Annotated in this window: 25 protein-coding genes and 1 tRNA gene; 7 read left to right on the top strand and 19 right to left on the bottom strand. The window is 63.8% G+C overall.

Going from position 1 to position 21,417, the window contains the following annotated elements:
* Window positions 1-3 precede the first annotated feature (3 nt).
* The 15 genes from nuoK to L6637_RS00150 all read right to left on the bottom strand — a co-directional run bounded on the left by nuoK (window position 4) and on the right by L6637_RS00150 (window position 11,568).
* Window positions 4-312, bottom strand: coding sequence for an NADH-quinone oxidoreductase subunit NuoK (gene nuoK / locus L6637_RS00220; protein WP_008547737.1), 309 nt, complete (start codon window positions 310-312; stop codon window positions 4-6).
* Window positions 309-947, bottom strand: a complete 639-nt coding sequence (locus tag L6637_RS00215) for an NADH-quinone oxidoreductase subunit J (protein ID WP_237861899.1) — start codon at window positions 945-947, stop codon at window positions 309-311. Before L6637_RS00215 ends, nuoK begins: the two co-directional genes overlap by 4 nt.
* A 9-nt stretch (window positions 948-956) precedes the next feature.
* A complete protein-coding gene (gene nuoI / locus L6637_RS00210; protein ID WP_026232873.1) occupies window positions 957-1,445 on the bottom strand; it encodes an NADH-quinone oxidoreductase subunit NuoI in 489 nt (162 codons plus the stop codon).
* A 14-nt stretch (window positions 1,446-1,459) separates the two neighbouring features.
* Window positions 1,460-2,527, bottom strand: coding sequence for an NADH-quinone oxidoreductase subunit NuoH (gene nuoH / locus L6637_RS00205; protein WP_128961317.1), 1,068 nt, complete (start codon window positions 2,525-2,527; stop codon window positions 1,460-1,462).
* A gap of 6 nt (window positions 2,528-2,533) precedes the next feature.
* Window positions 2,534-4,609, bottom strand: a complete 2,076-nt coding sequence (gene nuoG, locus L6637_RS00200; RefSeq protein ID WP_237868771.1) for an NADH-quinone oxidoreductase subunit NuoG — start codon at window positions 4,607-4,609, stop codon at window positions 2,534-2,536.
* 5 nt (window positions 4,610-4,614) lie between these two features.
* On the bottom strand, window positions 4,615-5,940 hold the full coding sequence (gene nuoF / locus L6637_RS00195) for an NADH-quinone oxidoreductase subunit NuoF (RefSeq protein WP_237868770.1): 1,326 nt from the start codon (window positions 5,938-5,940) through the stop codon (window positions 4,615-4,617).
* A gap of 15 nt (window positions 5,941-5,955) precedes the next feature.
* Window positions 5,956-6,159 (bottom strand): hypothetical protein, encoded by a 204-nt coding sequence (locus L6637_RS00190; RefSeq protein ID WP_237861893.1) that lies wholly within the window; start codon window positions 6,157-6,159, stop codon window positions 5,956-5,958.
* Window positions 6,159-6,770 (bottom strand): NADH-quinone oxidoreductase subunit NuoE, encoded by a 612-nt coding sequence (gene nuoE / locus L6637_RS00185; protein WP_237868769.1) that lies wholly within the window; start codon window positions 6,768-6,770, stop codon window positions 6,159-6,161. Before nuoE ends, L6637_RS00190 begins: the two co-directional genes overlap by 1 nt.
* A gap of 10 nt (window positions 6,771-6,780) precedes the next feature.
* Window positions 6,781-7,743: an FkbM family methyltransferase gene (locus L6637_RS00180; protein ID WP_237868768.1), complete on the bottom strand. Its 963-nt coding sequence runs from the start codon at window positions 7,741-7,743 to the stop codon at window positions 6,781-6,783.
* The gene (locus L6637_RS00175) at window positions 7,743-8,939 is read right to left on the bottom strand and encodes an NADH-quinone oxidoreductase subunit D (RefSeq protein ID WP_194475602.1); all 1,197 of its coding nucleotides are present in this window, start codon (window positions 8,937-8,939) and stop codon (window positions 7,743-7,745) included. Before L6637_RS00175 ends, L6637_RS00180 begins: the two co-directional genes overlap by 1 nt.
* A 2-nt stretch (window positions 8,940-8,941) precedes the next feature.
* Window positions 8,942-9,553 carry an NADH-quinone oxidoreductase subunit C gene (locus L6637_RS00170; RefSeq protein ID WP_237861885.1) on the bottom strand — a complete coding sequence of 204 codons (612 nt, stop codon included), beginning with the start codon at window positions 9,551-9,553 and terminating at the stop codon, window positions 8,942-8,944.
* Between the two features lie 11 nt (window positions 9,554-9,564).
* The gene (locus tag L6637_RS00165) at window positions 9,565-10,152 is read right to left on the bottom strand and encodes a NuoB/complex I 20 kDa subunit family protein (RefSeq protein WP_237861883.1); all 588 of its coding nucleotides are present in this window, start codon (window positions 10,150-10,152) and stop codon (window positions 9,565-9,567) included.
* Window positions 10,143-10,508, bottom strand: a complete 366-nt coding sequence (locus L6637_RS00160) for an NADH-quinone oxidoreductase subunit A (RefSeq protein ID WP_092290902.1) — start codon at window positions 10,506-10,508, stop codon at window positions 10,143-10,145. Before L6637_RS00160 ends, L6637_RS00165 begins: the two co-directional genes overlap by 10 nt.
* Window positions 10,509-10,758: 250 nt before the next feature.
* Window positions 10,759-10,983 carry a hypothetical protein gene (locus L6637_RS00155; RefSeq protein WP_237861881.1) on the bottom strand — a complete coding sequence of 75 codons (225 nt, stop codon included), beginning with the start codon at window positions 10,981-10,983 and terminating at the stop codon, window positions 10,759-10,761.
* 69 nt (window positions 10,984-11,052) lie between these two features.
* On the bottom strand, window positions 11,053-11,568 hold the full coding sequence (locus L6637_RS00150; protein ID WP_237861879.1) for a MarR family winged helix-turn-helix transcriptional regulator: 516 nt from the start codon (window positions 11,566-11,568) through the stop codon (window positions 11,053-11,055).
* A gap of 196 nt (window positions 11,569-11,764) precedes the next feature.
* Between L6637_RS00150 and L6637_RS00145 the strand changes: the two genes are divergently transcribed.
* Together L6637_RS00145 and L6637_RS00140 are read left to right on the top strand one after the other, a co-directional pair.
* Entirely contained in the window at window positions 11,765-12,955 is a 1,191-nt protein-coding gene (locus L6637_RS00145; RefSeq protein WP_237868766.1) for an aromatic ring-hydroxylating dioxygenase subunit alpha, read from the top strand.
* Between the two features lie 56 nt (window positions 12,956-13,011).
* On the top strand, window positions 13,012-14,304 hold the full coding sequence (locus tag L6637_RS00140) for a spinster family MFS transporter (protein ID WP_237868764.1): 1,293 nt from the start codon (window positions 13,012-13,014) through the stop codon (window positions 14,302-14,304).
* 6 nt (window positions 14,305-14,310) lie between these two features.
* On the opposite strand, the gene L6637_RS00135 is transcribed toward L6637_RS00140, so the two are convergent.
* Window positions 14,311-15,213, bottom strand: coding sequence for an alpha/beta fold hydrolase (locus L6637_RS00135; protein ID WP_237861873.1), 903 nt, complete (start codon window positions 15,211-15,213; stop codon window positions 14,311-14,313).
* A gap of 215 nt (window positions 15,214-15,428) precedes the next feature.
* Here L6637_RS00135 and L6637_RS00130 point away from each other — a divergent pair, with 215 nt between their 5' ends.
* A complete protein-coding gene (locus tag L6637_RS00130) occupies window positions 15,429-15,632 on the top strand; it encodes a hypothetical protein (RefSeq protein WP_237861871.1) in 204 nt (67 codons plus the stop codon).
* Between the two features lie 193 nt (window positions 15,633-15,825).
* Here L6637_RS00130 and L6637_RS00125 read toward each other — a convergent pair.
* Window positions 15,826-15,902, bottom strand: a tRNA-Asp gene (locus L6637_RS00125).
* Between the two features lie 232 nt (window positions 15,903-16,134).
* Between L6637_RS00125 and L6637_RS00120 the strand changes: the two genes are divergently transcribed.
* Window positions 16,135-16,479, top strand: a complete 345-nt coding sequence (locus L6637_RS00120) for an HU family DNA-binding protein (RefSeq protein ID WP_237868762.1) — start codon at window positions 16,135-16,137, stop codon at window positions 16,477-16,479.
* A gap of 117 nt (window positions 16,480-16,596) precedes the next feature.
* On the top strand, window positions 16,597-17,844 hold the full coding sequence (gene pepT / locus L6637_RS00115; RefSeq protein ID WP_237868761.1) for a peptidase T: 1,248 nt from the start codon (window positions 16,597-16,599) through the stop codon (window positions 17,842-17,844).
* Between the two features lie 2 nt (window positions 17,845-17,846).
* Here pepT and L6637_RS00110 read toward each other — a convergent pair whose 3' ends face one another.
* Entirely contained in the window at window positions 17,847-18,935 is a 1,089-nt protein-coding gene (locus tag L6637_RS00110) for an AraC family transcriptional regulator (RefSeq protein WP_276575715.1), read from the bottom strand.
* A 153-nt stretch (window positions 18,936-19,088) separates the two neighbouring features.
* On the opposite strand from L6637_RS00110, the gene L6637_RS00105 reads away from it, so the two are divergent.
* Window positions 19,089-19,772: a MarR family winged helix-turn-helix transcriptional regulator gene (locus L6637_RS00105; RefSeq protein WP_237868759.1), complete on the top strand. Its 684-nt coding sequence runs from the start codon at window positions 19,089-19,091 to the stop codon at window positions 19,770-19,772.
* Window positions 19,773-19,779: 7 nt separating this feature from the next.
* Here the strand turns inward: L6637_RS00105 and L6637_RS00100 are convergent, their stop codons facing one another.
* Window positions 19,780-20,673: a hypothetical protein gene (locus tag L6637_RS00100; RefSeq protein ID WP_237868758.1), complete on the bottom strand. Its 894-nt coding sequence runs from the start codon at window positions 20,671-20,673 to the stop codon at window positions 19,780-19,782.
* Window positions 20,674-21,040: 367 nt separating this feature from the next.
* Between L6637_RS00100 and L6637_RS00095 the strand changes: the two genes are divergently transcribed.
* Window positions 21,041-21,400, top strand: coding sequence for a hypothetical protein (locus tag L6637_RS00095; protein ID WP_237868757.1), 360 nt, complete (start codon window positions 21,041-21,043; stop codon window positions 21,398-21,400).
* The last annotated feature ends 17 nt before the right edge of the window (window positions 21,401-21,417 follow it).

Below are 21,417 nucleotides of genomic sequence, written 5' to 3'. Positions count from 1 at the left end.
AGCTCAGCCCTTCATCAGATTGACGTCCTCAACCGCGATCGAGCCGCGGTTGCGGAAATAGACCACCAGGATGGCAAGACCGATCGCGGCTTCGGCGGCCGCAACGGTCAAGACCAGCAGCGCGAAGACCTGACCGACGATGTCGCCGAGGAAGGTCGAGAATGCCACCAGGTTGATGTTGACCGAGAGCAGGATCAGCTCGATCGACATCAGGATGACGATGATGTTCTTGCGGTTCAGGAAGATACCGAGGATGCCGAGCGTGAACAGGATCGCGCCGACCGCCAGATAATGTCCGAGCCCGATCGTCATTTCACCCACTCCGCAGCATCCGCGTCCGAGAGCCCCTGCCCCGGCGCCACCTTGCGCATCGCCATCGCCATGTCGGGCGTGCGTGCGTTCTGAACGTTGATGTCCTGCCGCTTCACGCTCGCCTTGTGGCGCAGCGTCAGCACGATGGCGCCGATCATGGCGACCAGCAGCACCATGCCCGCGAGCTGGAAGTAGTGGATGTACTTCGTATAGAGCACCAGGCCGAGCGCCTCGGTGTTCGAGACGTTGCTCGGGATCGGCGCCGTGATGGTCTTGCTCACGGTCGGGTTGATGACCCAGGCGCCGACGGTCAGGAGCAGCTCGAACAGGAAGATGCCGCCGATCACGACGCCGACCGGCAGGTATTGGATGAAGCCTTCGCGCAGCTCGAGGAAGTCGACATCGAGCATCATGATCACGAACAGGAACAGCACCGCGACCGCGCCGACATAGACGACGATCAGCATCATGCCGAGAAATTCGGCGCCCATCAGCACGAACAGGCCCGAGGCGTTGACGAAGGCCAGGATCAGGTACAGCACGGAGTGCACGGGATTGCGCGAGACAATCACCATCACGGCCGAGGCGACGCAGACGGCGGCGAAGAGATAGAAGAAGAGCGCGGGAAGGATCATGCTCTCATCTCACCGGTACGGCGCGTCGAGCTCGATCGCTTTCGCGATCTCGCGTTCCCAACGGTCGCCGTTGGCGAGCAGCTTGGCCTTGTCATAGAACAGTTCCTCGCGGGTCTCGGTCGCGAACTCGAAGTTCGGACCTTCGACGATGGCGTCGACCGGACAGGCCTCCTGGCAGAGGCCGCAATAGATGCACTTCACCATGTCGATGTCGTACCGCACGGTGCGGCGGGTGCCGTCGTTGCGGCGCGGACCGGCCTCGATGGTGATGGCCTGCGCCGGGCAGACCGCTTCGCAGAGCTTGCAGGCGATGCAACGCTCTTCGCCGTTCGGATAGCGGCGCAGCGCGTGCTCACCACGGAAACGCGGCGAGATCGGGCCCTTCTCGAACGGGTAGTTCAGCGTCGGCTTCGGCTGGAAGAAATAGCGCATGGCGAGGAAAAACGCCGAGACGAATTCCGACAGCAGAAGCGAGCGTGCAGTGGCGTTGATGTTGATACCCATGACGGCCCTCACTTCGGCGCGATGCCGGCGAACTGCAGCACGCCGGCCACCACGACCACCATCGCCAGCGACAGCGGCAGGAACACCTTCCAGCCGAGACGCATCAGTTGGTCATAGCGGTAGCGCGGCACGATCGCCTTTGCCATCGCGAACAGGAAGAACATGAAGAACAGCTTCAGCGAGAACCAGATGATCCCCGGCACCCAATTGAAGGGCGGCAGGTCCACCGGCGGCAGCCAGCCTCCGAGGAACAGGATCGTGGCCATCGCGCACATCGTGACGATCGCGACGTACTCACCGAGCATGAACAGCAAATACGGCGTCGAGCCGTATTCGACCATGAAGCCGGCGACGAGCTCGGATTCAGCTTCGACAAGGTCGAAGGGCGGACGGTTGGTTTCCGCCAGCGCCGAGACGTAGAACACCACGAACATCGGGAACAGCGGCCAGACGTACCAGTTCAGGATCGTCAGCTGCGGCAGCCCGATCAGGCTGGCAAGACCGCGGACATGCTGGGCCTCGACCACGGCCGAGAGGTTCAGCGTGCCGGCGCAGAGCAGCACCGTGATGATGACGAAGCCGATCGAGACCTCGTAGGACACCATCTGCGCCGCCGAGCGCAGCGCGGCCAGGAACGGGTATTTCGAGTTCGACGACCAGCCGGCCATGATGATGCCGTAGATCGACAGCGACGAGATCGCGAAGATGAAGAGGATGCCGACATTGATGTCGGAGATCACCCAGCCGAGATTGGTCGGGATCACCGCCCAGGCCGCCAGCGCGAGCACGCAGGAGACCAAGGGAGCAAGGAGAAACACGCCCTTGTTGGCGCCGGCCGGAATGATCGGCTCCTTCAGCACGAATTTGAGCAGGTCGGCGAAGGACTGGAACAGGCCCCAGGGCCCGACCACGTTCGGGCCGCGGCGGATCTGCACCGCCGCCCAGATCTTGCGGTCGGCGAGCAGGATGTAGGCGATCGCGACCAGGAGGACGACGAGCACCAGCACGCTCTCCGCGATCATGATGATCAGCGGCCAGAGGAAGCCGGTCCAGAATGCGCTTTCGAAGAATTCCATTCTAGCTCACTCCGCTGCGGTCAGCATCTGCCCGGAGGCAAGCCGCGAGCATTCCGCCATCACGGCGGACGCACGCGCGATTGGGTTGGTCAAATAGAAGTCCTCGATGACGGCCTTGAACGGCGCCTTCTCGGACGAGCCGCCCTTCCCCGCCAGCTTCTTGACCTGGTCGGCGGAGCCGGCCTCGATCTGGTCGAGACGGATCAGATGCGGCACGGCCTTGAACATCGCCTGGCGCAGCGCGGCAAGCGAGTCGTAGCCGAGCTTCTTGCCAAGCGCTTCCGAGAGCGCGCGGATGATCGCCCAGTCCTCCCGGGCTTCGCCCGGCGGGAACGCGGCACGGCCGGTCATCTGCACGCGGCCTTCGGTATTGACGTAGATCGCTGATTTCTCGGTATAAGCGGCCGCCGGCAGGATCACGTCGGCGCGGTGCGCGCCGCGGTCGCCATGGGTGCCGATGTAGACGACGAAAGTGCCATCAGGCGCCTTGATCTCGTCCGCACCGAGCAGGAACAGCAGATCCAGCGTGCCGAAAGTCGTCATCTGCGCGGCGTTCAGGCCGCCCTGACCTGCAACAAAGCCGATGTCGAGTGCGCCGACGCGCGAAGCGGTCTCGTGCAGCACGCCAAAGCCGTTCCAGCCGTCCTTCACCGCGCCGACGTCGAGCGCGAGCTTGGCGGCGGCGGCGAGAATGGCAGCGCCGTCGTGGCGCGAGGCTGCGCCTGCGCCGACCAGGATGACGGGATTCTTGGCGTTCTTCAGCACGTCCATGAAGGAGTGCCTGCCGGAGGCGAGCTCGCCGAGCGTCTCGGTGCCTGCGCCGAGATGATCATAGTCGTAAGTGAGATCGGCCTTGGCGCCGATCACACCGACCTTGAAGCCGCCGGCGCGCCAACGCTTGCGGATGCGGGCGTTGAATACGGCCGCCTCTTTCCGCGGATTTGCGCCGATGATGAGAAGCGCATCCGCCTGCTCGACGCCTGCGAGCGTCGGGTTGAAGATGTAGGAGCCGCGGCCGAGCGCGGGATCGAAGGCGTCGCCGCCCTGCACCGCCAGATTGGCCGAGCCGAATTTTGCCAGCAGATCCTTCACCGCGAACATTTCTTCGACGCCGGAGAGATCGCCGGCGATCGCGCCAATGCGCTTGCCGTCGGTTCGCGCCGCCTTGGAGGCGATCGCCGCGAAAGCTTCCGGCCAGCTCGCTGCGCGCAGCTTGCCAGCTTCGCGGATATAGGGCCGGTCGAGGCGCTGGGTGCGCAGGCCGTCGACGATGTGGCGGGTCTTGTCGGAGATCCACTCCTCGTTCACGGCCTCGTTGATGCGCGGCAGCACGCGCATGACTTCACGGCCGCGCGTGTCGACGCGGATCGCAGAGCCGATGCCGTCCATCACGTCGATCGACTGGGTCTTGCCGAGCTCCCAGGGGCGCGCCGCGAATGCGTAGGGCTTCGATGTCAGCGCACCGACCGGGCAGATGTCGACGAGATTGCCTTGAAGCTCCGACGTCAGTGCGTGCTGGAGATAGGTCGTGATCTCCATGTCCTCGCCGCGCCCCGTCGCCCCCATCTCAGGGGCGCCGGCGACTTCCGCCGAGAAGCGGACGCAGCGCGTGCACTGGATGCAGCGGTTCATCGAGGTCTTGACCAGCGCACCGAGATACTTGTCCTCGACCGCGCGCTTGTTCTCGGCGAAGCGGCTGGTGTCGACACCATAGCCCATCGCCTGGTCCTGGAGGTCGCACTCGCCGCCCTGATCGCAGATCGGGCAGTCCAGCGGATGGTTGATGAGGAGGAATTCCATCACGCCTTCGCGTGCCTTCTTCACCATCGGCGACCGCGTCGAGATTTCCGGCGGCTCGCCCTTCGGGCCCGGACGGCAATCGCGCACGCCCCAGGCGCAGGATGCGACCGGCTTGGGGCCGCCCTTCACCTCGACGAGGCACATCCGGCAATTGCCGGCGATCGACAGGCGCTCGTGATAGCAGAAGCGCGGAATCTCTGCGCCGGCCGCCTCGCACGCCTGAAGCAGCGTGTAGTCGGCGGGGACATCGATCTCTTTGCCGTCGATGATGAGCTTGGTCATTCTCTCTACTCCGCCGCGACCATGTTCACGGGATCGCGGACGCCGGCATCGTCGATGTCGGCCTTGTGCGAATACTGGTCGATACGCGCTTCGATCTCATGACGGAAATGCGCGATCAGGCCCTGGATCGGCCACGCCGCCGCGTCGCCGAGCGCGCAGATGGTGTGGCCTTCGACCTGCTTGGTGACTTCCAGCAGCATGTCGATCTCGCGCTTGTGGGCGCGGCCTTCGGCCATGCGGGTGAGCACGCGCCACATCCACCCCGTGCCCTCGCGGCACGGCGTGCACTGGCCGCAGCTCTCATGCTTGTAGAAATAGGAGATACGGGCAATCGACCGGATCAAATCGGTCGACTTGTCCATCACGATCACGGCCGCAGTGCCGAGGCCCGAGCGCAGCTTGCTCAGACTGTCGAAATCCATCGGCGTGTCGATGATCTGCTCGGCGGGCACCATGCGCACCGACGAGCCACCGGGGATCACGGCCTTGAGGTTGTCCCAGCCGCCACGGATGCCGCCGCAATGCTTGTCGATCAGCTCACGGAACGGAATGCCCATGGCTTCTTCGACGTTGCACGGCCGCTCGACATGGCCGGAGATGCAGAACAGCTTCGTGCCGACATTGTTCGGACGGCCGATGCCGGCGAACCAGGCGGCGCCGCGGCGCAGGATGTCCGGGGCAACCGCGATCGACTCGACGTTGTTCACGGTGGTCGGGCAACCGAACAGGCCGACATTGGCCGGGAACGGCGGCTTCAGGCGCGGCTGGCCCTTCTTGCCTTCGAGGCTTTCGAGCAGCGCGGTCTCTTCGCCGCAGATATAGGCGCCGGCGCCGTGCGCGACGTAGATGTCGAACGGCCAGCCGTTGACGTTGTCCTTGCCGACGAGCTTGGCGTCATAGGCCTGGTCGATCGCGGCCTGTAGGTGCTCGCGCTCGCGGATGAATTCGCCGCGGACATAGATGTAGCAGGTGTGCGCGTTCATCGCGCAGCTGGCGATCAGGCAGCCCTCGATCAGGAGATGCGGATCGTGCCGCATGATCTCGCGATCCTTGCAGGTGCCGGGCTCGGATTCGTCGGCGTTGACAACGAGATAGCTCGGACGGCCGTCGGTGGATTCCTTCGGCATGAAGGACCACTTCAGACCGGTCGGGAAGCCGGCGCCGCCGCGGCCGCGCAGGCCCGACGCCTTCATCTCGTTGATGATCCAGTCGCGGCCCTTGTCGATGATAGTCTTGGTACCATCCCAGGCGCCGCGGCGCCGCGCGCCCTCGAGCCCCCAATCATGGAGGCCGTAGAGGTTCTTGAAGATGCGATCCTTGTCCTCGAGCATATCAGTGCTTTCCGATCAACGGTTGGCCTGCTTGTAGGCAAGCCCGGCGGCGCAGACGGCGAAGGTCAGCGCCCAGAGCAGACTGGATTCCTGCGTCGCGTTCATCACGAAGCGCTGCAGCAGGAACATGAAGGCGGCGGCGAGCGCGGAGTGCATGGCGATGAAGCCCCATTTCTTCACGGCTTCGCTCCCCCGGTTCGCCTTGGACGGAAGACCCATCAGGAGGTCTCCTTCAGCGTGGTCGGCCCGCCCATCGGCGCGGAGAACTGGCGGCCGTTCTGCGGACCGGGCTTGGGCGGATTGCCCGACGCGAAACCGTCGAGCACCTTGCCGAAGCTTTCCGCGGTCAGATCCTCATAGGTGTCCTTGCCGATCAGCACCATCGGCGCGTTCACGCAGGCGCCCAGGCACTCCACCTCTTCCCAGCTGAAATTGCCGTCCTTGGAGAGGTGGAAGGGATCGTGATGGATCCGGCTCTCGCAGACATGGATCAGATCTTCGGCGCCGCGCAGGCGGCACGGCGTGGTGCCGCAGACCTGGACGTGGGCCTTCTTGCCGACGGGGGCGAGCTGGAACATCGTGTAGAAGGTCGCGACCTCGAGCACGCGGATATAGGGCATGTCGAGCAGGTCGGCGACGGCGCGGATCGCGGCTTCCGACACCCAACCGTCATGCTGCTCCTGGACGCGCCAGAGAATGGCGATGACGGCCGAGGCCTGACGTCCGGCTGGATATTTCGCGATCTGCTGCTTGGCGAACGCGAGGTTTTCGTCCGTGAACGCAAAGCTCGCGGGCTGGACTTCCTTCGGTGCTAATCGGCGAACGGACATATCTGATCTCTCACTGCATGCGGCGCGCGGTTTTGGCGTTCAGGGCATTGATCCTGTCCTGCCAGAACGCGCTTGCGGTGCCGAAAACGTTGTAGCCGACGTGGGTCGAGACCTTGATGCGGTCGAGGATCGACAGCTCGGTCACGGTCTCCAGCCGGTTGGTGCGCGGATCGAGCACGATCAGCTTCATCGGGGTCTGTTCGAGGATGTAGCGCGACACCGCATGAGAACGGTCGCTGCCGTGCTCCTCGCAGATGATGACGCTGTCGGTCTGAAGCAGCCGGGCGCCGCCCTTGATCGCCTCGATCTCGACGCCCTCGACGTCGAGCTTGATCAGGTATTTGCCTGATGCCGGGATCTTGCCGTCGTCGATGAGGTCATCGAGTGCGAGGACAGGCACTTCTTCACCGCCGGCCGATGCGGCGCCGGCGATGCTGAAGGCTTCGTGCTTGGTGCCTGACAGACGCGCGGTGCCGCGGGCAGCGCCGATCGCGCACTTCATGGTCTCGAAGCGGTTGCCGTTGATGCGCGAATTATTGGCGAGCTTCGGATAGTTCTGGCCCGACGGCTCGATCGCGATCGCCTTGTGCGAACCGAACGGCTTGCTCGACACCAGCACCGACCAGTAGCCGTAGTTCGCACCGCAATCGAGCAACGTGTAATCGACGTCGATGGAGTCGCTGAACAAGAGCTCCAGCTCGTCCTCATAGCAATAGGACCGGTTGAGCAGCTTGCTCCAGTAACCGTCGCCGTACGGGAATTCGAACACGGCGTCCGGGTTGAGCTTGATCGCGATGTTGCGCTCGGGCAGCGTCTTCCGCAGCAAATTCGCGCAGGCGATGTAGCCCATGTGCGAGAAGTGCGAGGAGATCTTCGAGCCCGTCACCAGCGCCAAGGCAGCCGTCCGCTCCCACAGGTTGGCCCCTTCAAGGGCCCCCGAGGCACGGTCAAACTGGATTGGCGCCTGCGCCATCACCGATCGACCTCTCCGAACACGATGTCGAGCGAGCCGAGAATGGCCGAGACGTCGGCGAGCAGATGGCCGCGGCAAATGTGGTCCATCGCCTGCAGATGGGCAAAGCCCGGCGCGCGGATCTTGCACTTGTAGGGCTTGTTGGTGCCGTCGGAGATCAGATAGACGCCGAACTCGCCCTTGGGCGCCTCGACCGCGGCGTAGACCTCGCCTTCCGGCACGTGAACGCCTTCGGTGTAGAGCTTGAAGTGGTGGATGAGGGCTTCCATCGACCGCTTCATCTCGCCACGACGGGGCGGCGCGACCTTGTTGTCCTCGACGACGACGGGGCCCTTGCCATCAGGCGCGTTCAGCTTCTGGATGCACTGCTTCATGATGCGCACCGACTGGCGCATCTCTTCCATGCGGATCAGGTAGCGGTCGTAGCAGTCGCCGTTCTTGCCGATCGGAATGTCGAAATCCATCTCGGCATAGCATTCATAGGGCTGCGACTTGCGCAGGTCCCAGGCCGCGCCCGAGCCGCGCACCATCACGCCGGAGAAACCCCACTCCCAGGCTTCCTTCAGCGGCACCACGCCGATGTCGACGTTGCGTTGCTTGAAGATGCGGTTGGCGGTGAGCAGGCGGTCGAGGTCATCGACCACTTTGAGGAACGGATCACACCAGGCCTCGATGTCGTCGACCAGCTTCTGCGGCAGGTCCTGGTGCACGCCGCCGACACGGAAGAAGGCTGCGTGCATGCGGCTGCCCGAGGCGCGCTCGTAAAACACCATCAGCTTCTCGCGCTCTTCGAAGCCCCACAGCGGCGGGGTCAGCGCGCCGACGTCCATCGCCTGCGTGGTGACGTTGAGCAGATGCGACAGGATGCGACCGATCTCGCAATAGAGCACGCGGATCAACTGGCCGCGACGCGGCACCTCGATGCCGAGCAGCTTCTCGGCGGCGAGGCAGAAGGCGTGCTCCTGGTTCATCGGCGCGACGTAGTCGAGCCGGTCGAAATACGGGATCGCCTGCAGATAGGTCTTCTGCTCGATCAGCTTTTCAGTGCCGCGGTGAAGCAGGCCGATATGCGGATCGACGCGAGCGACGACTTCACCGTCGAGCTCCAGCACCAGACGCAGCACGCCGTGCGCGGCTGGATGCTGCGGCCCGAAGTTGATGGTGAAATTACGAAGCTGTTCAGGTTGCTCGTTCATGATCAGGCCTTCGGTCCTGCCTTCTCGTCACCGGGAAGCGGATAGTCCGCCCCTTCCCATGGCGAGAGGAAATCGAACTTGCGGAATTCCTGGTTGAGCCGGACCGGCTCGTACACCACCCGCTTCTCCTGGTCGTCGTAGCGGACCTCGAGGAAGCCGGTCAGCGGGAAATCCTTGCGCAGCGGATGCCCCTCGAAGCCGTAATCGGTGAGGATGCGGCGCATGTCGGGGTGACCGACGAAGAACACGCCGTAGAGGTCGTAGGCCTCGCGCTCGAACCAGTCGGCGCCGGGGAACACCTCGATCAGCGACGGCACCTGCGTGGTCTCGTCGGCCTGGGCCTTGAGACGGATGCGCGTGTTCAGGGTCGGTGACAGGAAGTGATAGATCACGTCGAAACGCTTTTCGCGCGACGGATAGTCGGCCGCCGTGATGTCGGTGAAGTTGACGAAACGGCAGTTCGGATCGTCGCGGAGGTACTTGACCACCTCGACGATCTTGCTGGCCTCGACATCAACCGCGAGCTGGTTGAAGGCCACCTGATAACCGGTGGCAGCGCCCGGAAGCGCGCTCACGATCGTCTGCCCCAGGGCGTCGAGCTTGGCGTCGTCCATGACGTAAAACCTTAGCGTTCGATGGTGCCGATGCGGCGGATCTTCTTCTGCAGCAGCAGCACGCCGTAAAGCAGCGCCTCCGCCGTGGGCGGGCAACCCGGCACATAGATGTCGATCGGGACGATGCGGTCGCAGCCGCGCACGACCGAGTAGGAATAGTGGTAGTAGCCGCCGCCATTGGCGCAGGAGCCCATCGAGATCACGTAGCGCGGCTCGGGCATCTGGTCGTAGACCTTGCGCAGCGCCGGCGCCATCTTGTTGGTCAGCGTGCCGGCGACGATCATCACGTCGGACTGGCGCGGCGAGGCACGCGGCGCAAAGCCAAAGCGCTCGACGTCATAGCGCGGCATCGACACCTGCATCATCTCGACCGCGCAACAGGCGAGACCGAAGGTCATCCACATCAGCGAGCCGGTACGGGCCCAGGTGATGAGGTCGTCGGTCGCAGCCGTGAAGAAGCCCTTGTCGGAGAGCTCGGAATTGACCTCAAGAAAGAACGGATCATTGGCCCCGACCGGCTTGCCGGTCGACGGGTCCAGGATGCCCTTGGGCGCCGGCGCTACGACCGGACCGGAGGACGTTGCAGGGTTCAATCCCATTCGAGTGCGCCTTTCTTCCATTCATAGGCGAAGCCCACCGTCAGAACGGCGAGGAACACCAGCATGGACCAGAAGCCGGTTGCGCCAAGCTTGCCGAACGCCACCGCCCACGGAAACAGGAATGCCACTTCGAGGTCGAAGATGATGAAGAGGATGGCGACCAGATAGAAGCGGACGTCGAACTTCATGCGGGCATCGTCGAAGGCGTTGAAACCGCACTCATACGCCGACAGCTTTTCCGGATCCGGCTGCTGGAAGGCCACGATGAAGGGCGCGATCAGGAGCACCAGGCCGATGATGGCCGCTACCCCTATAAAGACGACGAGTGGAAGATAGTTCTGTAGAATGCCGCTCATTGACGAGCCCTTTTTCCCGCAGCCTCGGGACAGCCACGGATTCGTCCGATTTGGAATTATTCTGAGCCTTAGCGCAGTGCACCAATGGGCGCAAGACACGCTCTTTTCAGGCCCTTTGCTGCTCCCAGACCGGTGGAAATCCCGGAATCACCCGGCGGCTGGTATGGAGCAGATCGCCCGACGCGACAAGGGCAGGCACAGATTTGCAGGGCAGCAGTTTCTGAGATTGCGGCGGACCCGCCACGCCCCGCTATTTGCCCTGGATCGCCGGCGGAAATGGCCGGGTTTTCTCGCTGCGGCGACGCACCCAAACCCAGGCGACGACCGCCACCGGTGGCCCGACTGTCACCCAGGCGACATACTGGCCCGCCGTTCCCCAGAGCAGCGCAGCCAACAGACCCGTGCTGGTCGCGGCGGCGAGCAAGACCGGTGCAGCAAAGACACGTATCCATAGGCGCGCGGTCAGGGGAGCCATGCGTCACGACGGGACCGGGGCTCGTCTAGCGAATGCGTCATGTCAGGAGATCCGGAGATACCCGGACGATCAGCGCACAACCTTCTCGGCTTCGAGCATCGCTTCCGCGGTTGCGGTGAGACGATCGATTTGCGCGAGCAGCGTCACGAGTTCGTCATTGCTCAATTGCTCGAGCAACATCTGGTTGCGCTCCCGCGCGCCTTCGACGATCACATCATGCGCGGCGAGGCCTGCTGGTGTCAGCGACACCAGCACCTCGCGACTATCCTTCGGATTTGTCGACTTCTCGATCAGCTTGCGCGACACGAGTTCCGCCAATGCACGGCTGATCTGCCCCTTGTCCTGACCGACCGCTTCGGCGAGCCGGGCCACGCTCATCGATGGCCGCCGGCCGAGCGAGGCGACCAGACCGAACTCGACCGAGGACAATCCGGCGAGACGCTTGTAGCGCAGGATGGCGCCACGCTTGAGCAGATTGGCCAGCACCATCAGCCGTGACGACAGCATCACGGTGATCGGGGCCGGCGAATGATTGTCGTCCGTATCGGACGATGCACGCCCGTCCCTGCTCGATGTCTGGCTCATGGCCCACCTCTGCCAAGAAAGCCAGGACGTGCCAAGTGGTCGTAGAGCGTTGGTAGCGCAACCTGCCCAATCTGTCCCAAATGCGCCTGCGAAGCACCCTGGGATGATCGTTGACATTGTCATCGAATTATTTTTCACTAGCTCAACGCGCCAGGAGCGACGGGGCCACCCAAGGCCCGCGGCGGGAGGAACCAGCATGACGATGACCCAGCAGGATCGCGATCTCGGCACAGCCTATGCGATGAAGCCGGCGCTCACGCGCATCGAGCTCACCTCGGTCGTACGCGGCACGCCGATGGGCGAATTGCTCCGCCGCTACTGGCATCCGGTCGGCCTCGTCAGCGACGCCACCGACACGCCGAAGAAGGTGCGCGCACTTGGCGAGGACCTCATCCTGTTCCGCGACAAGCACGGCCGCGTCGGCCTGCTTCACGCCCGCTGCTGCCATCGCGGCACCACGCTCTACTACGGCAAGGTCGAAGAGGACGGCATCCGCTGCTGCTACCACGGCTGGAAGTTCGACACCGAGGGTCATTGCCTGGAGCAACCCTGTGAGTCCGATGGCGGCCAGTTCAAGGACAAGGTGCGCCAGCCCTGGTACCCCGTCGAGGAGCGCTACGGCTTGATCTTCGCCTATATGGGCCCGGCCGAGAAACGTCCGGTGCTGCCGGCTTACGAGTGCCTCGAAAACATGGACGACGGCGAGTTCGTCGAGGCCGACGATTCATCGATCGGTGGCGGCGGACCGGCAATCATTCCCTGCAACTGGCTGCAGCATTTCGAGAACGTGGTCGATCCCTATCACGTGCCGGTCCTGCACGGCTCGTTCTCGGGGCCGCAATTCACCAACATGATGGCCTCGATGCCGGAGGTGACGTTCGACAAGACGCCACGCGGCATCGCCGTGCGCTCGATCCGCAAGCAGGACGACGGCAAAGTTTTTTACCGCGTCACCGAAGCCGCCCTCCCCACGCTGCGCGTGGTTCCCAATCCGCGCGTCGCCCAATTTGCCCGTGTCGAGTCGATCGGCTGGACGCTGCCGATCGACGACACCTCGTTCCGCATCTATGTCGCCGGCCGCGTCAAGACATCAGGCGACATCGGCCGCATGCGCTCGAAGTTCAACGGAAAATTCTGGTGGGACATGACGGAAGAAGAGCACCAGCAATTCCCCGGCGATTACGAGGCCCAGGTCGGCCAGGGCCCGGTGACCGTTCATTCCGAGGAGCATTTCGGCCAAAGCGACCGCGGCATCCTGATGATCCGGCGCATGCTGGGCGAGCAACTGGAAGCGATGGAAGCAGGCCGTGACCCGGTCGGCGTTTCATTCGACACAGGCGCGCCGCAAGTCGCGTTCGAAGCGGGGAACTACATCCGCGAAGGCTAGTCAGCCCGAACTGGGCTGGACCAACGATAACAACAAAAGACAGATTGGGGGGAGCGATGGTCGATGTGACGTCACAAATGTCGGTGCAGACCACCTCCGCGGAGAAACCCACGGCGCGGCGCTATTACGTGCTCGGCCTGCTCACCATCATCTACGTGCTGAACTTTCTCGACCGCACGATCTTCAACGTCCTGATCGAGCCGATCAAGAAGGAGTTTCAACTCAGCGACACCATGATGGGCCTGCTCGCGGGCTTCGGCTTCGCGCTGTTCTATTCCCTGCTCGGCATTCCCATCGCGCGCGTCGCCGACCGGCTCAACCGCCGCAACATCGTGGCGATCGCCTTCGCGTTCTGGAGCGCAATGACGGCGCTGTGCGGCGCCGCGTCGAGCGTGACAGCGCTCGCGTTTGCGAGGATCGGCGTCGGCATCGGCGAATCCGCGGGCTCCCCGGCCTCGCAATCGATCGTCGCCGACCTGTTTGCCAAGAACGAGCGCCCGCGTGCGCTCGGCGTCTACGCCATCGGCACCTATCTCGGTGTCTTCCTCGGCTATTTCGTCGGCGGCTATGTCAATCAGCACTATGGCTGGCGCATGGCCTTCTATGTCGCGGGCGTGCCGGGCATCCTGCTCGCGCTGACCCTGTGGCTGACGATCTCCGAGCCAAAGCGCGGCGCGATGCAGGAGAGCTTCGTGCCCGAGCCACTCGGACCGACGCTGCGCTTCCTCGCTTCGCAGCAGAGCTTTATGATCGTGCTGATCGGCTTCTGCCTCACGACCTACACCAATTACGCGACCGCGGCCTGGATCCCGCCGTTCCTGGCGCGCGTGCATCATCTGTCGAGCGCCGAGATCGGCACCTATGCCGGCACCTTCAAGGGGCTTGCCGGCATGGCCGGCACCCTGCTCGGAGGCTTCGTGGTGGCACAAGTGAGCCGCCGCGACGACCGCTGGAAGCTGTGGGCGCCGGCGATCACCTCAGGCCTCGCCGGTCCCGTCTTTGCGCTCTGCATGCTGACGCAGGATTTCGCGATGATGGTCGCGATGCTGGCGCTGACCTCCTTCCTGGTCGGCTTCCATCTCGGGCCGATCTTCGCGATTGCGCAGACGGTGGCCAGGCCCAGCATGCGGGCGCTGGCCTCGGCTCTGATCGCGCTCACCGCGACCTGCTTCGGCCAGGGTGTCGGCCCGCTCGCCGTCGGCGTGGTCAATGATGCGCTGAAGGGCAGCTACGGCAATGATGCCGTGCGCTATTCGCTGCTCTCAGCGGCGGTCACGACCACGCTCGGCGCGCTTCTGTTCATCTGGGCGGCGCGGACCATCCGCGCCGATATCGTCAGGGCGGGCTGAGCCCCCTCAAGCCGCCATGAACGAAAGCATGTCCGCAATCAGCCGCTCGCCGTGCGTCAGCGGCAGAGGGTGCGGCGCGCCCTCGTAGACGATCAGCTTGCTGCCCTTGATCAGTTTCGCGGTCTTGGCTCCCGTCAAGGGCAGCGGCGCGCTGGCATCCTTGTCGCCATGCAGGATCAGCGTCGGGCGATCGATCCTGGCGGCAGCCGCGCGCAGATCGGAGAGGGAGATGGTCTTGCGGCAGGCCATCGCCACCGGCAACGGCACGCGCAGCATCATCTCGCGGATCCAGGTCCGCGTGATCTCCGGCGTCTCGGGCAGGAAGAACGGCGCCTCATTCGCCGCAATCCATTTGGCGAAGTCGCGCGCGACGGCCGCGTTGTCGGCCTCGATCATCGCCCTCGGAACAGCATCCGGATTGTCTTCGGTCTTGACCAGAAACGGCGTCGTCGGCGCGACCAGCACCAGCCTTGCGATCCGGTCCGAGCCATATCGTCCGAGATAGTTCACCGCCTCGACCGTCCCCATCGAGAAGCCCACCAGCGTGACGTCACGCAGATTGCGTGCCTCGATCACCGCGGCGACATCGTCGGTCAGTGTGTCCAGGTCATAGCCCGATGAGGGCATCTCCGATCGGCCATGTCCGCGCCGGTCAGGCGCAACGCAACGAAAGCCTTTCGCAGTGAGAGCCTCGATCTGACTGCCCCAGGTGCTGGCATCGAAGGTCCAGGCCGTCAGCAGCAGCACAGGCTTTCCGTTGCCCCAGTCCTGCACGAACAGTTTCGTGCCGTCCCTGGCGGTCACATAGGGCGATCGCACAGCAGGTTGGGCCGCTGCTGGCGCACTTGTGCCCGATGCCGCCAAGGCGGTTCCGAGTAGCGTGGCTTCGAGGACGGTTCGACGGTTCATGGTGCTTCTCCCTTGCCGGATTGTTCGCGGCCGATGGAAGCGATCATGACGAGCTGACGGGGCCTGTGCGATTACGCGGCAGGTAAGAGGGCCCAAGGCGAAGCGGTGAAATCGCCAGATGAAACCATTTTGCGGAACCCGCGAAACGATCCGGAAACAGATGCTCCTTAAGACATCAGCCTACAGACGGCGCCAAAGCCCGTCGGGAGGCTTCGATGAACCACTCAATTCACTCTGCAGATCGGGGTACCCACCTGAAGATCGTGGTGGTGGCGCTGGTGGCCGGCATCGCAGTGGCCGCCTTCGGGATCGCAGCCCGCACCAACGCCGAATTTAGCCAGACCGCCCAGTCCACTCATGTGATCAAGGCCGGCAAGCCGGTGGCGATCACGAGCTCGGGCACCTCTGAAATTCGCTAATCGCCGAAAAAGGTCCGACTTGAGATGCAATGGCCGCCACGAGGCGGCCTTTTGCTTTCCTGAAACGACTGAAGATCAGCACACAACATCTTGATAAGACAAATGAATTTGCCGCCTGATCAGCGGCGGTCGCACGACGGGCGTGGTTTGGATAGTGATGGTGGCGGCGAAGGGAGGAAGATGTTGCCAAAAATGGCGCGAGAGACGGGGCTCGAACCCGCGACCTCCGGCGTGACAGGCCGGCGCTCTAACCAACTGAGCTACTCCCGCGTGACGCGATGTCCGCGGAACGAGGGGGGACTTAAAGGCGTGACATTGTGAAGTCAAGGACGTTGGCACCCACAGCCGGAATAGTCCCGTGTCGCGCCGCCAGCGCGCAGGTATCGTCCCTCCCACATCCCGCGACGTAGTCAGCCCGGTCCCGAATCGTCTACGCCTTCCGTTACTTGCGAGGTTCCGAGGCCCTCTCTCCGCGACCCCGCAAGAATCGAGGAGGCCAGACATGGCTAAGAAGGACTCGGCCAAGAAGGACTCGGCCAAGAAGGATTCGGCGAAGAAGGCCACCGCCCCCGCCACGATCACGCTCAAGCACCTGGCCGCCGACATCGCTGAGAGCCAGGACCTCTCCAAGAAGCATGCCGAAGCGGTCCTGACCGACATGGTCGACCTCATCACCAAGCACCTCAAGAAGGGCGACCGCGTTCGTATCGTGGGGCTCGGCATCCTTCAGGTTCGCAAGCGCGCCGCCCGCACCGGCCGCAATCCAGCCACGGGCGAAGCCATCCACATCAAGGCCAGCAAGAAGGTCGCGTTCCGGCCGGTCAAGGAGCTGAAAGAGGCGATCTGAGCGCTTACGCTTCGTTAAGCCTGATCCAGCGTCGCCGGTGCCGCAACGCCGCCCGCTTTCTGATATATCGGCTGCTTCCCAACACCTGCTCCCCAAAGCCCGGCGGTTTGACCAGAAATGTCCCTGACCTTCACGCATACCGTGACCGAACGCTTCCTGCGCTACGTCACCATCGACACCCAGTCCGATCCGAATTCCCCTGCCTCGCCATCGACCGAGAAGCAAAAGGATCTCGGCCGCGTTCTCGTGACTGAGCTGAAGGCCATGGGCGTCGCGGATGCCCATCTCGACGATTACGGCTACGTCTACGCGACGATCCCGGCCAACACGACCAAGAAAGTGCCGGTGATCTGCTTCTGCTCGCACATGGACACCTCGCCCGACGTCACCGGCAAGGAGGTCAAGCCGCAGGTCGTGAAGAACTATCGCGGCGGCGACATCACGCTGCCGGGCGACACCAGCCAGGTGATCCGCTTCACCGAGCATCCCGCGCTGAAGCACCAGATCGGCAACGACATCATCACCACCGACGGCACTACGCTGCTCGGCGCCGACAACAAGGCCGGTGTCGCCGAAATCATGGATGCCGCGCATTTCTTCATCAACAACCCGGACGTGAAGCACGGCACCATCAGGATCCTGTTCACGCCGGATGAAGAGATCGGCCGCGGCGTCGACAATGTCGACATCAAGAAGCTCGGCGCCGACTTCGGCTACACCATGGACGGCGAGAGCGCCGGCAGCGTCGAGGACGAGACCTTCTCCGCCGACGGCGCCACCATCACCATCACGGGCGTCAGCGCCCACCCTGGTTATGCCAAGGGCAAGATGGAGCACGCCATCAAGATCGCGGCCGCCATCGTCGAGCGACTCCCGAAGGAAGGCTGCTCGCCCGAGACCACCTCAGGCAAGCAGGGTTTTCTTCATCCGGTCGGCATCGAAGGCGCGCTGGAACAGGCGACGCTCTCCTTCATCGTCCGCGACTTCACCGAGGAAGGGCTGAAGGACAAGGAAGCCCTGCTCGAGAGCATCGTCAAGGACGTGATGAAGGACTACCCGCGCTCGACCTACAAGTTCGAGGTGCGCGAGCAGTACCGCAACATGAAGCAGGTAATCGATCGTTACCCGCATATCCTCGAATACGCCATCGAGGCGATCCGCCGGGCCGGCCTGCGCCCGATGCGCACCGCAATCCGCGGCGGCACCGACGGCTCGCGCCTCTCCTTCATGGGCCTGCCCTGCCCCAACATTTTTGCGGGCGAGCACGCGTTTCACTCGCGGCTCGAATGGGTGAGCCGGCAGGACATGGAAAAGGCGGTGCAGACCATCGTGCATCTGGCGATGATCTGGGAGGAGAAGGCCTAAGCTCATCTGCTGCGATTGCCCGGCATTCTCACCGCGCGCCGGCCATTGGACGGCTTTGATCGGCCGCCGTGGGTGTCGCGAAATTCTCGTGGCGTCGAACCGGTCCAGCGGGCGAAGGCGTTGGTGAAGGAGCTTGTCTCGCGGTAGCCGAGCAGCCAGGCGATCTGCGAGATCGGAAGCTCGCGCTCACTCAGATAGCGTTTGGCCAGCAGCGACCGCAGTTCTGCGAGCAACTCCGAGAACGTCACGCCCTCCTCCGCCAGGGCGCGCGCGAGCGTCCGGCGGCTCATGCCGAGACGTTCCGCAATCATGGCGGCATTGGCCTGCCCATGTGGCAAGGCTTGAGCGATCGCCTCCTCGACGCGAGATCGCAAGCTCGATCGCGGCTGCGTCCGCTTGCCCAGGGCCTCGTTGGCGTAACTCAACAGCAGGCGGTTGAGATAGGAGTCCGCGTCGACGGATCGAAGCGACGCGGTGCCCGCGGCAAAGACGATCTCGTCGGCATAAGATCCAAAGTGGACTTCGCAGCCGAGAAAGTTTTTGATCCCGGCCGAAAGTTCGGGACGATGATGCCTCACCCTGATCTGCTGCGGCGCCAATCGGTTGTTGGTGAGCCGCCGGCAGACGCGCACCAGGGCGCCGATCCAGAACTCCACCTGATGGCGGTCGGATTGACGCTCGACGTCGAGATAGTGAAGCGAAATCGCAGTGCCGCGATCGAGATCGACGGATAGCTGAACCCCTTCGTTGTTCAGCGTGCTGTAGCGCGCGGCATTGCGAAGCGCGTCCGCGACGGTCTCCGACGACGCCATGACGTAATACAGAAGACCGATCTCGCGGAGATCGAAGTCCTGCGACAGATGGAAGCCGAGATGCTCGTCGCCGAGCTCCCGAGCCGCCAGATCAAGCAGCTTGATCTGTGCGGCCACGTCGAGCCGGCGGGCCGGCTCGTCGATCAGCGCAAGCGCCAGCCCTGCCCGCGACGCCATCTGTGCAAGATCCCGTCCGGCGTCGCGAACGCGCGCGCAAGCCAATCGCGCGATCCCGCCTGATGCGCTGGGGATGGAACTGAAGCGATTGGTGTGGTGCATGGCAGTATCAATCGCGATTGACCCCGATCGCCAAATCGCCGGCTCGCAATCACAAGACGGAACCGCAGCCCGCTCCTAGATCACAGGACGGGCGGCACGATTGATTCTGCGAGCGTTGACGCCCCTGAGCCTGCGATTTCACAGGCAGCAACCTTGTCCACCCTTGATCTGGGTCAACGAAAACCGCCGCCGGCCGGGCGCTGCCGCACGCCGGCAGACCTCCCTCCGTCCTTATCCGAGCTGATCATGCCCCTCATACGCGAAACAGTTGAGTTGCTGGTTCAGGCGGCGGGCGCCTGCCAGGTTCTGGACGATCTGCGCGGATTGCGTGACCGGGAATGGAAGGCGCTGCGATTCCTCGCGCGAGCCAACAGATTCTCGAAATCCCCGACGGCAGTCGCCGACTATATCGGCACGACCCGGGCGACCGCGACACAGATCATCAAGACGCTCGAGGACAAATCATATGTGGTCCGCGAACCTGCCCCCAGCGACAAGCGGTCGGTGATGCTTTGCGTGACCCCACAAGGCAACAAACTGCTTGCCCAGCATGACCCGATCAGCGGCATGGCGAACGCGATCGCGACACTGGTCGCGGAGGATCGCCTGAAGCTCAGGAATGCGTTGAACGAAATCCTGAACCGCATCGACGCACCACGCACCGAAACCAGCGCCGGTCGTTGCAGCGACTGTATTTTTCTTCGCAGAAGTGCCGACGCGCGCCTGAACAAGGCGCGCACCGATACCGAGTTTCGGTGCCGGCTTCATCGGGCCCAGCTGACCCTTCAGGAAACCGAGCAGCTTTGCACCAGCTTCGAACGCGCCAGCGGCGACTGAAGGCCGGCTACGGCACCGGCATGGCACGCCGGCTGCGATGGAAACGGTTGGAACTGGCCATCCAGTTCGGCAGCGGCTCGCCATCGCGGTGACGCCCGCCCGCCACGGCCGCAGCCCAGGCCACGGCAGCGCCGATCAGGGCCGCCGCTGCAACCGAGAAGGCGACGATGACCGAATTGCGCCTGGCGCGATTGATCGCCGTGTGGGCGTCGGCGATCGACGCATCGACGCGCCGCTCGGCGTCGGGTGCGCCCAGTCCCGTCAGCGCCGCGACCTGCTGCACGAGGTAGGCACGATCATCGACGGTGATGCCGCTGTGGCTCGATGACGTCATCAGGATGCGCCCGGCTTCGGCACGGGCTTCCCGCATGTCGGTGTTGACAGGTCGGCGTGGGGCGCGGAACAACTTGTCGAGCTCGTAGCTGAGCAAGGGCTCGGCGGAGGTCGCGTTGCCGGCTCCGCTGCGCACCGGCGAGCGCTCGATCGCCGCGGCACCGATGATCGCCAGCAGCGCGGCACCGATCAGAATGGCCAGCGCCCATGACATCAGCCCGTGCAGCCCGTCGCGCCGCTCGCCGTCATCCTCAATCGTTGCAAGCGTGGGCGCCGGCCTGGCCGTGCGGCCGGCGATGTAGCCGCCGAAGCCAAAACTGACGATCGCCTGGATGATCAGATACAGTCCTGACAGCAGCGCCAGCGCGGCCGAGGCGTCGCGCCATGTCGGCGACGCCGAGCTGACTCCGAGGCCAATGGCCACGCCAAAGCTGACCAGAATGAACGCCATTGCGCCGGACGCGAAAGCGCCTGATATGACGGAGCTCCACTGGATGCTCCGCTGCTCCTCGGCGGCGATGAAGCCGCCTTCCACGATGTTGTCCTGCACGAGAGTTTCAATCGTCATAGCGGGTCTCTCAGCGCAGGCCGAAGAACGACAAGATCGCCATGATCACGACGATCAGGCCGATCAGATAGATCAGTCCGTCCATAGTCCCTTCCTCCTCAAACGCTCCGGGGCGCTAATGAGGGGGACCGGAGAACGTTCCTAAATTTTACAAGCTGCCGGAACGAACCAGCGAGACCGAAATTGTCTCTGCAAGTCCCAACGGATGAAGATTGTGAGCAGAAGAGGCCTCAGCCGGTCAGCCCCGGGCTGGGGCCTTTTCGTTCGGGCGCTCGCGACATCAGGTTCCCCACACGTAACAATGTTGCGGGTCGACACTGTTCCGGCCGCCGTGCTACCGGAGGCAGATCAGGAACCGAGCGCCACAGTGACCACGACCCGCCGCATCTCCAGCTTTTGCTCCCCGCGCAACTGGCGTGGGTTGGTGGCTATCGTGGTGGCGACCGTCTACCTGCTTGCGGGCGTGCTCCATGGCGCGCACGACATCGATGTCACCAGCCCTTCGGGCGGATCGGAGATCGCATCGCTCCTCGACAGCGGTTTTGACGGCCACGGCGATCACAAGGCGCTGGCAGGCCATCACTGCCACGGCTGCTTCTCCGTCGCTGTCGTGCAGCCGCTGCAATCCGGCGCCGCGACAGACCTGATGGCAGCGCCGGTTCAGCAGCGCGTGCCTGCGCTGATCGGAATTGCGCCCGATACGGTCTCCCCGCCCCCCAAGTCCTGACTGAACTGATCAGCCGG

The sequence above is a fragment of the Bradyrhizobium zhengyangense genome (genome assembly GCF_022012435.1).
Classification (GTDB): domain Bacteria; phylum Pseudomonadota; class Alphaproteobacteria; order Rhizobiales; family Xanthobacteraceae; genus Bradyrhizobium; species Bradyrhizobium zhengyangense.
Note: the sequence above shows the minus strand (reverse complement) of the source record. Positions and strands in the feature narration are given on the sequence as shown.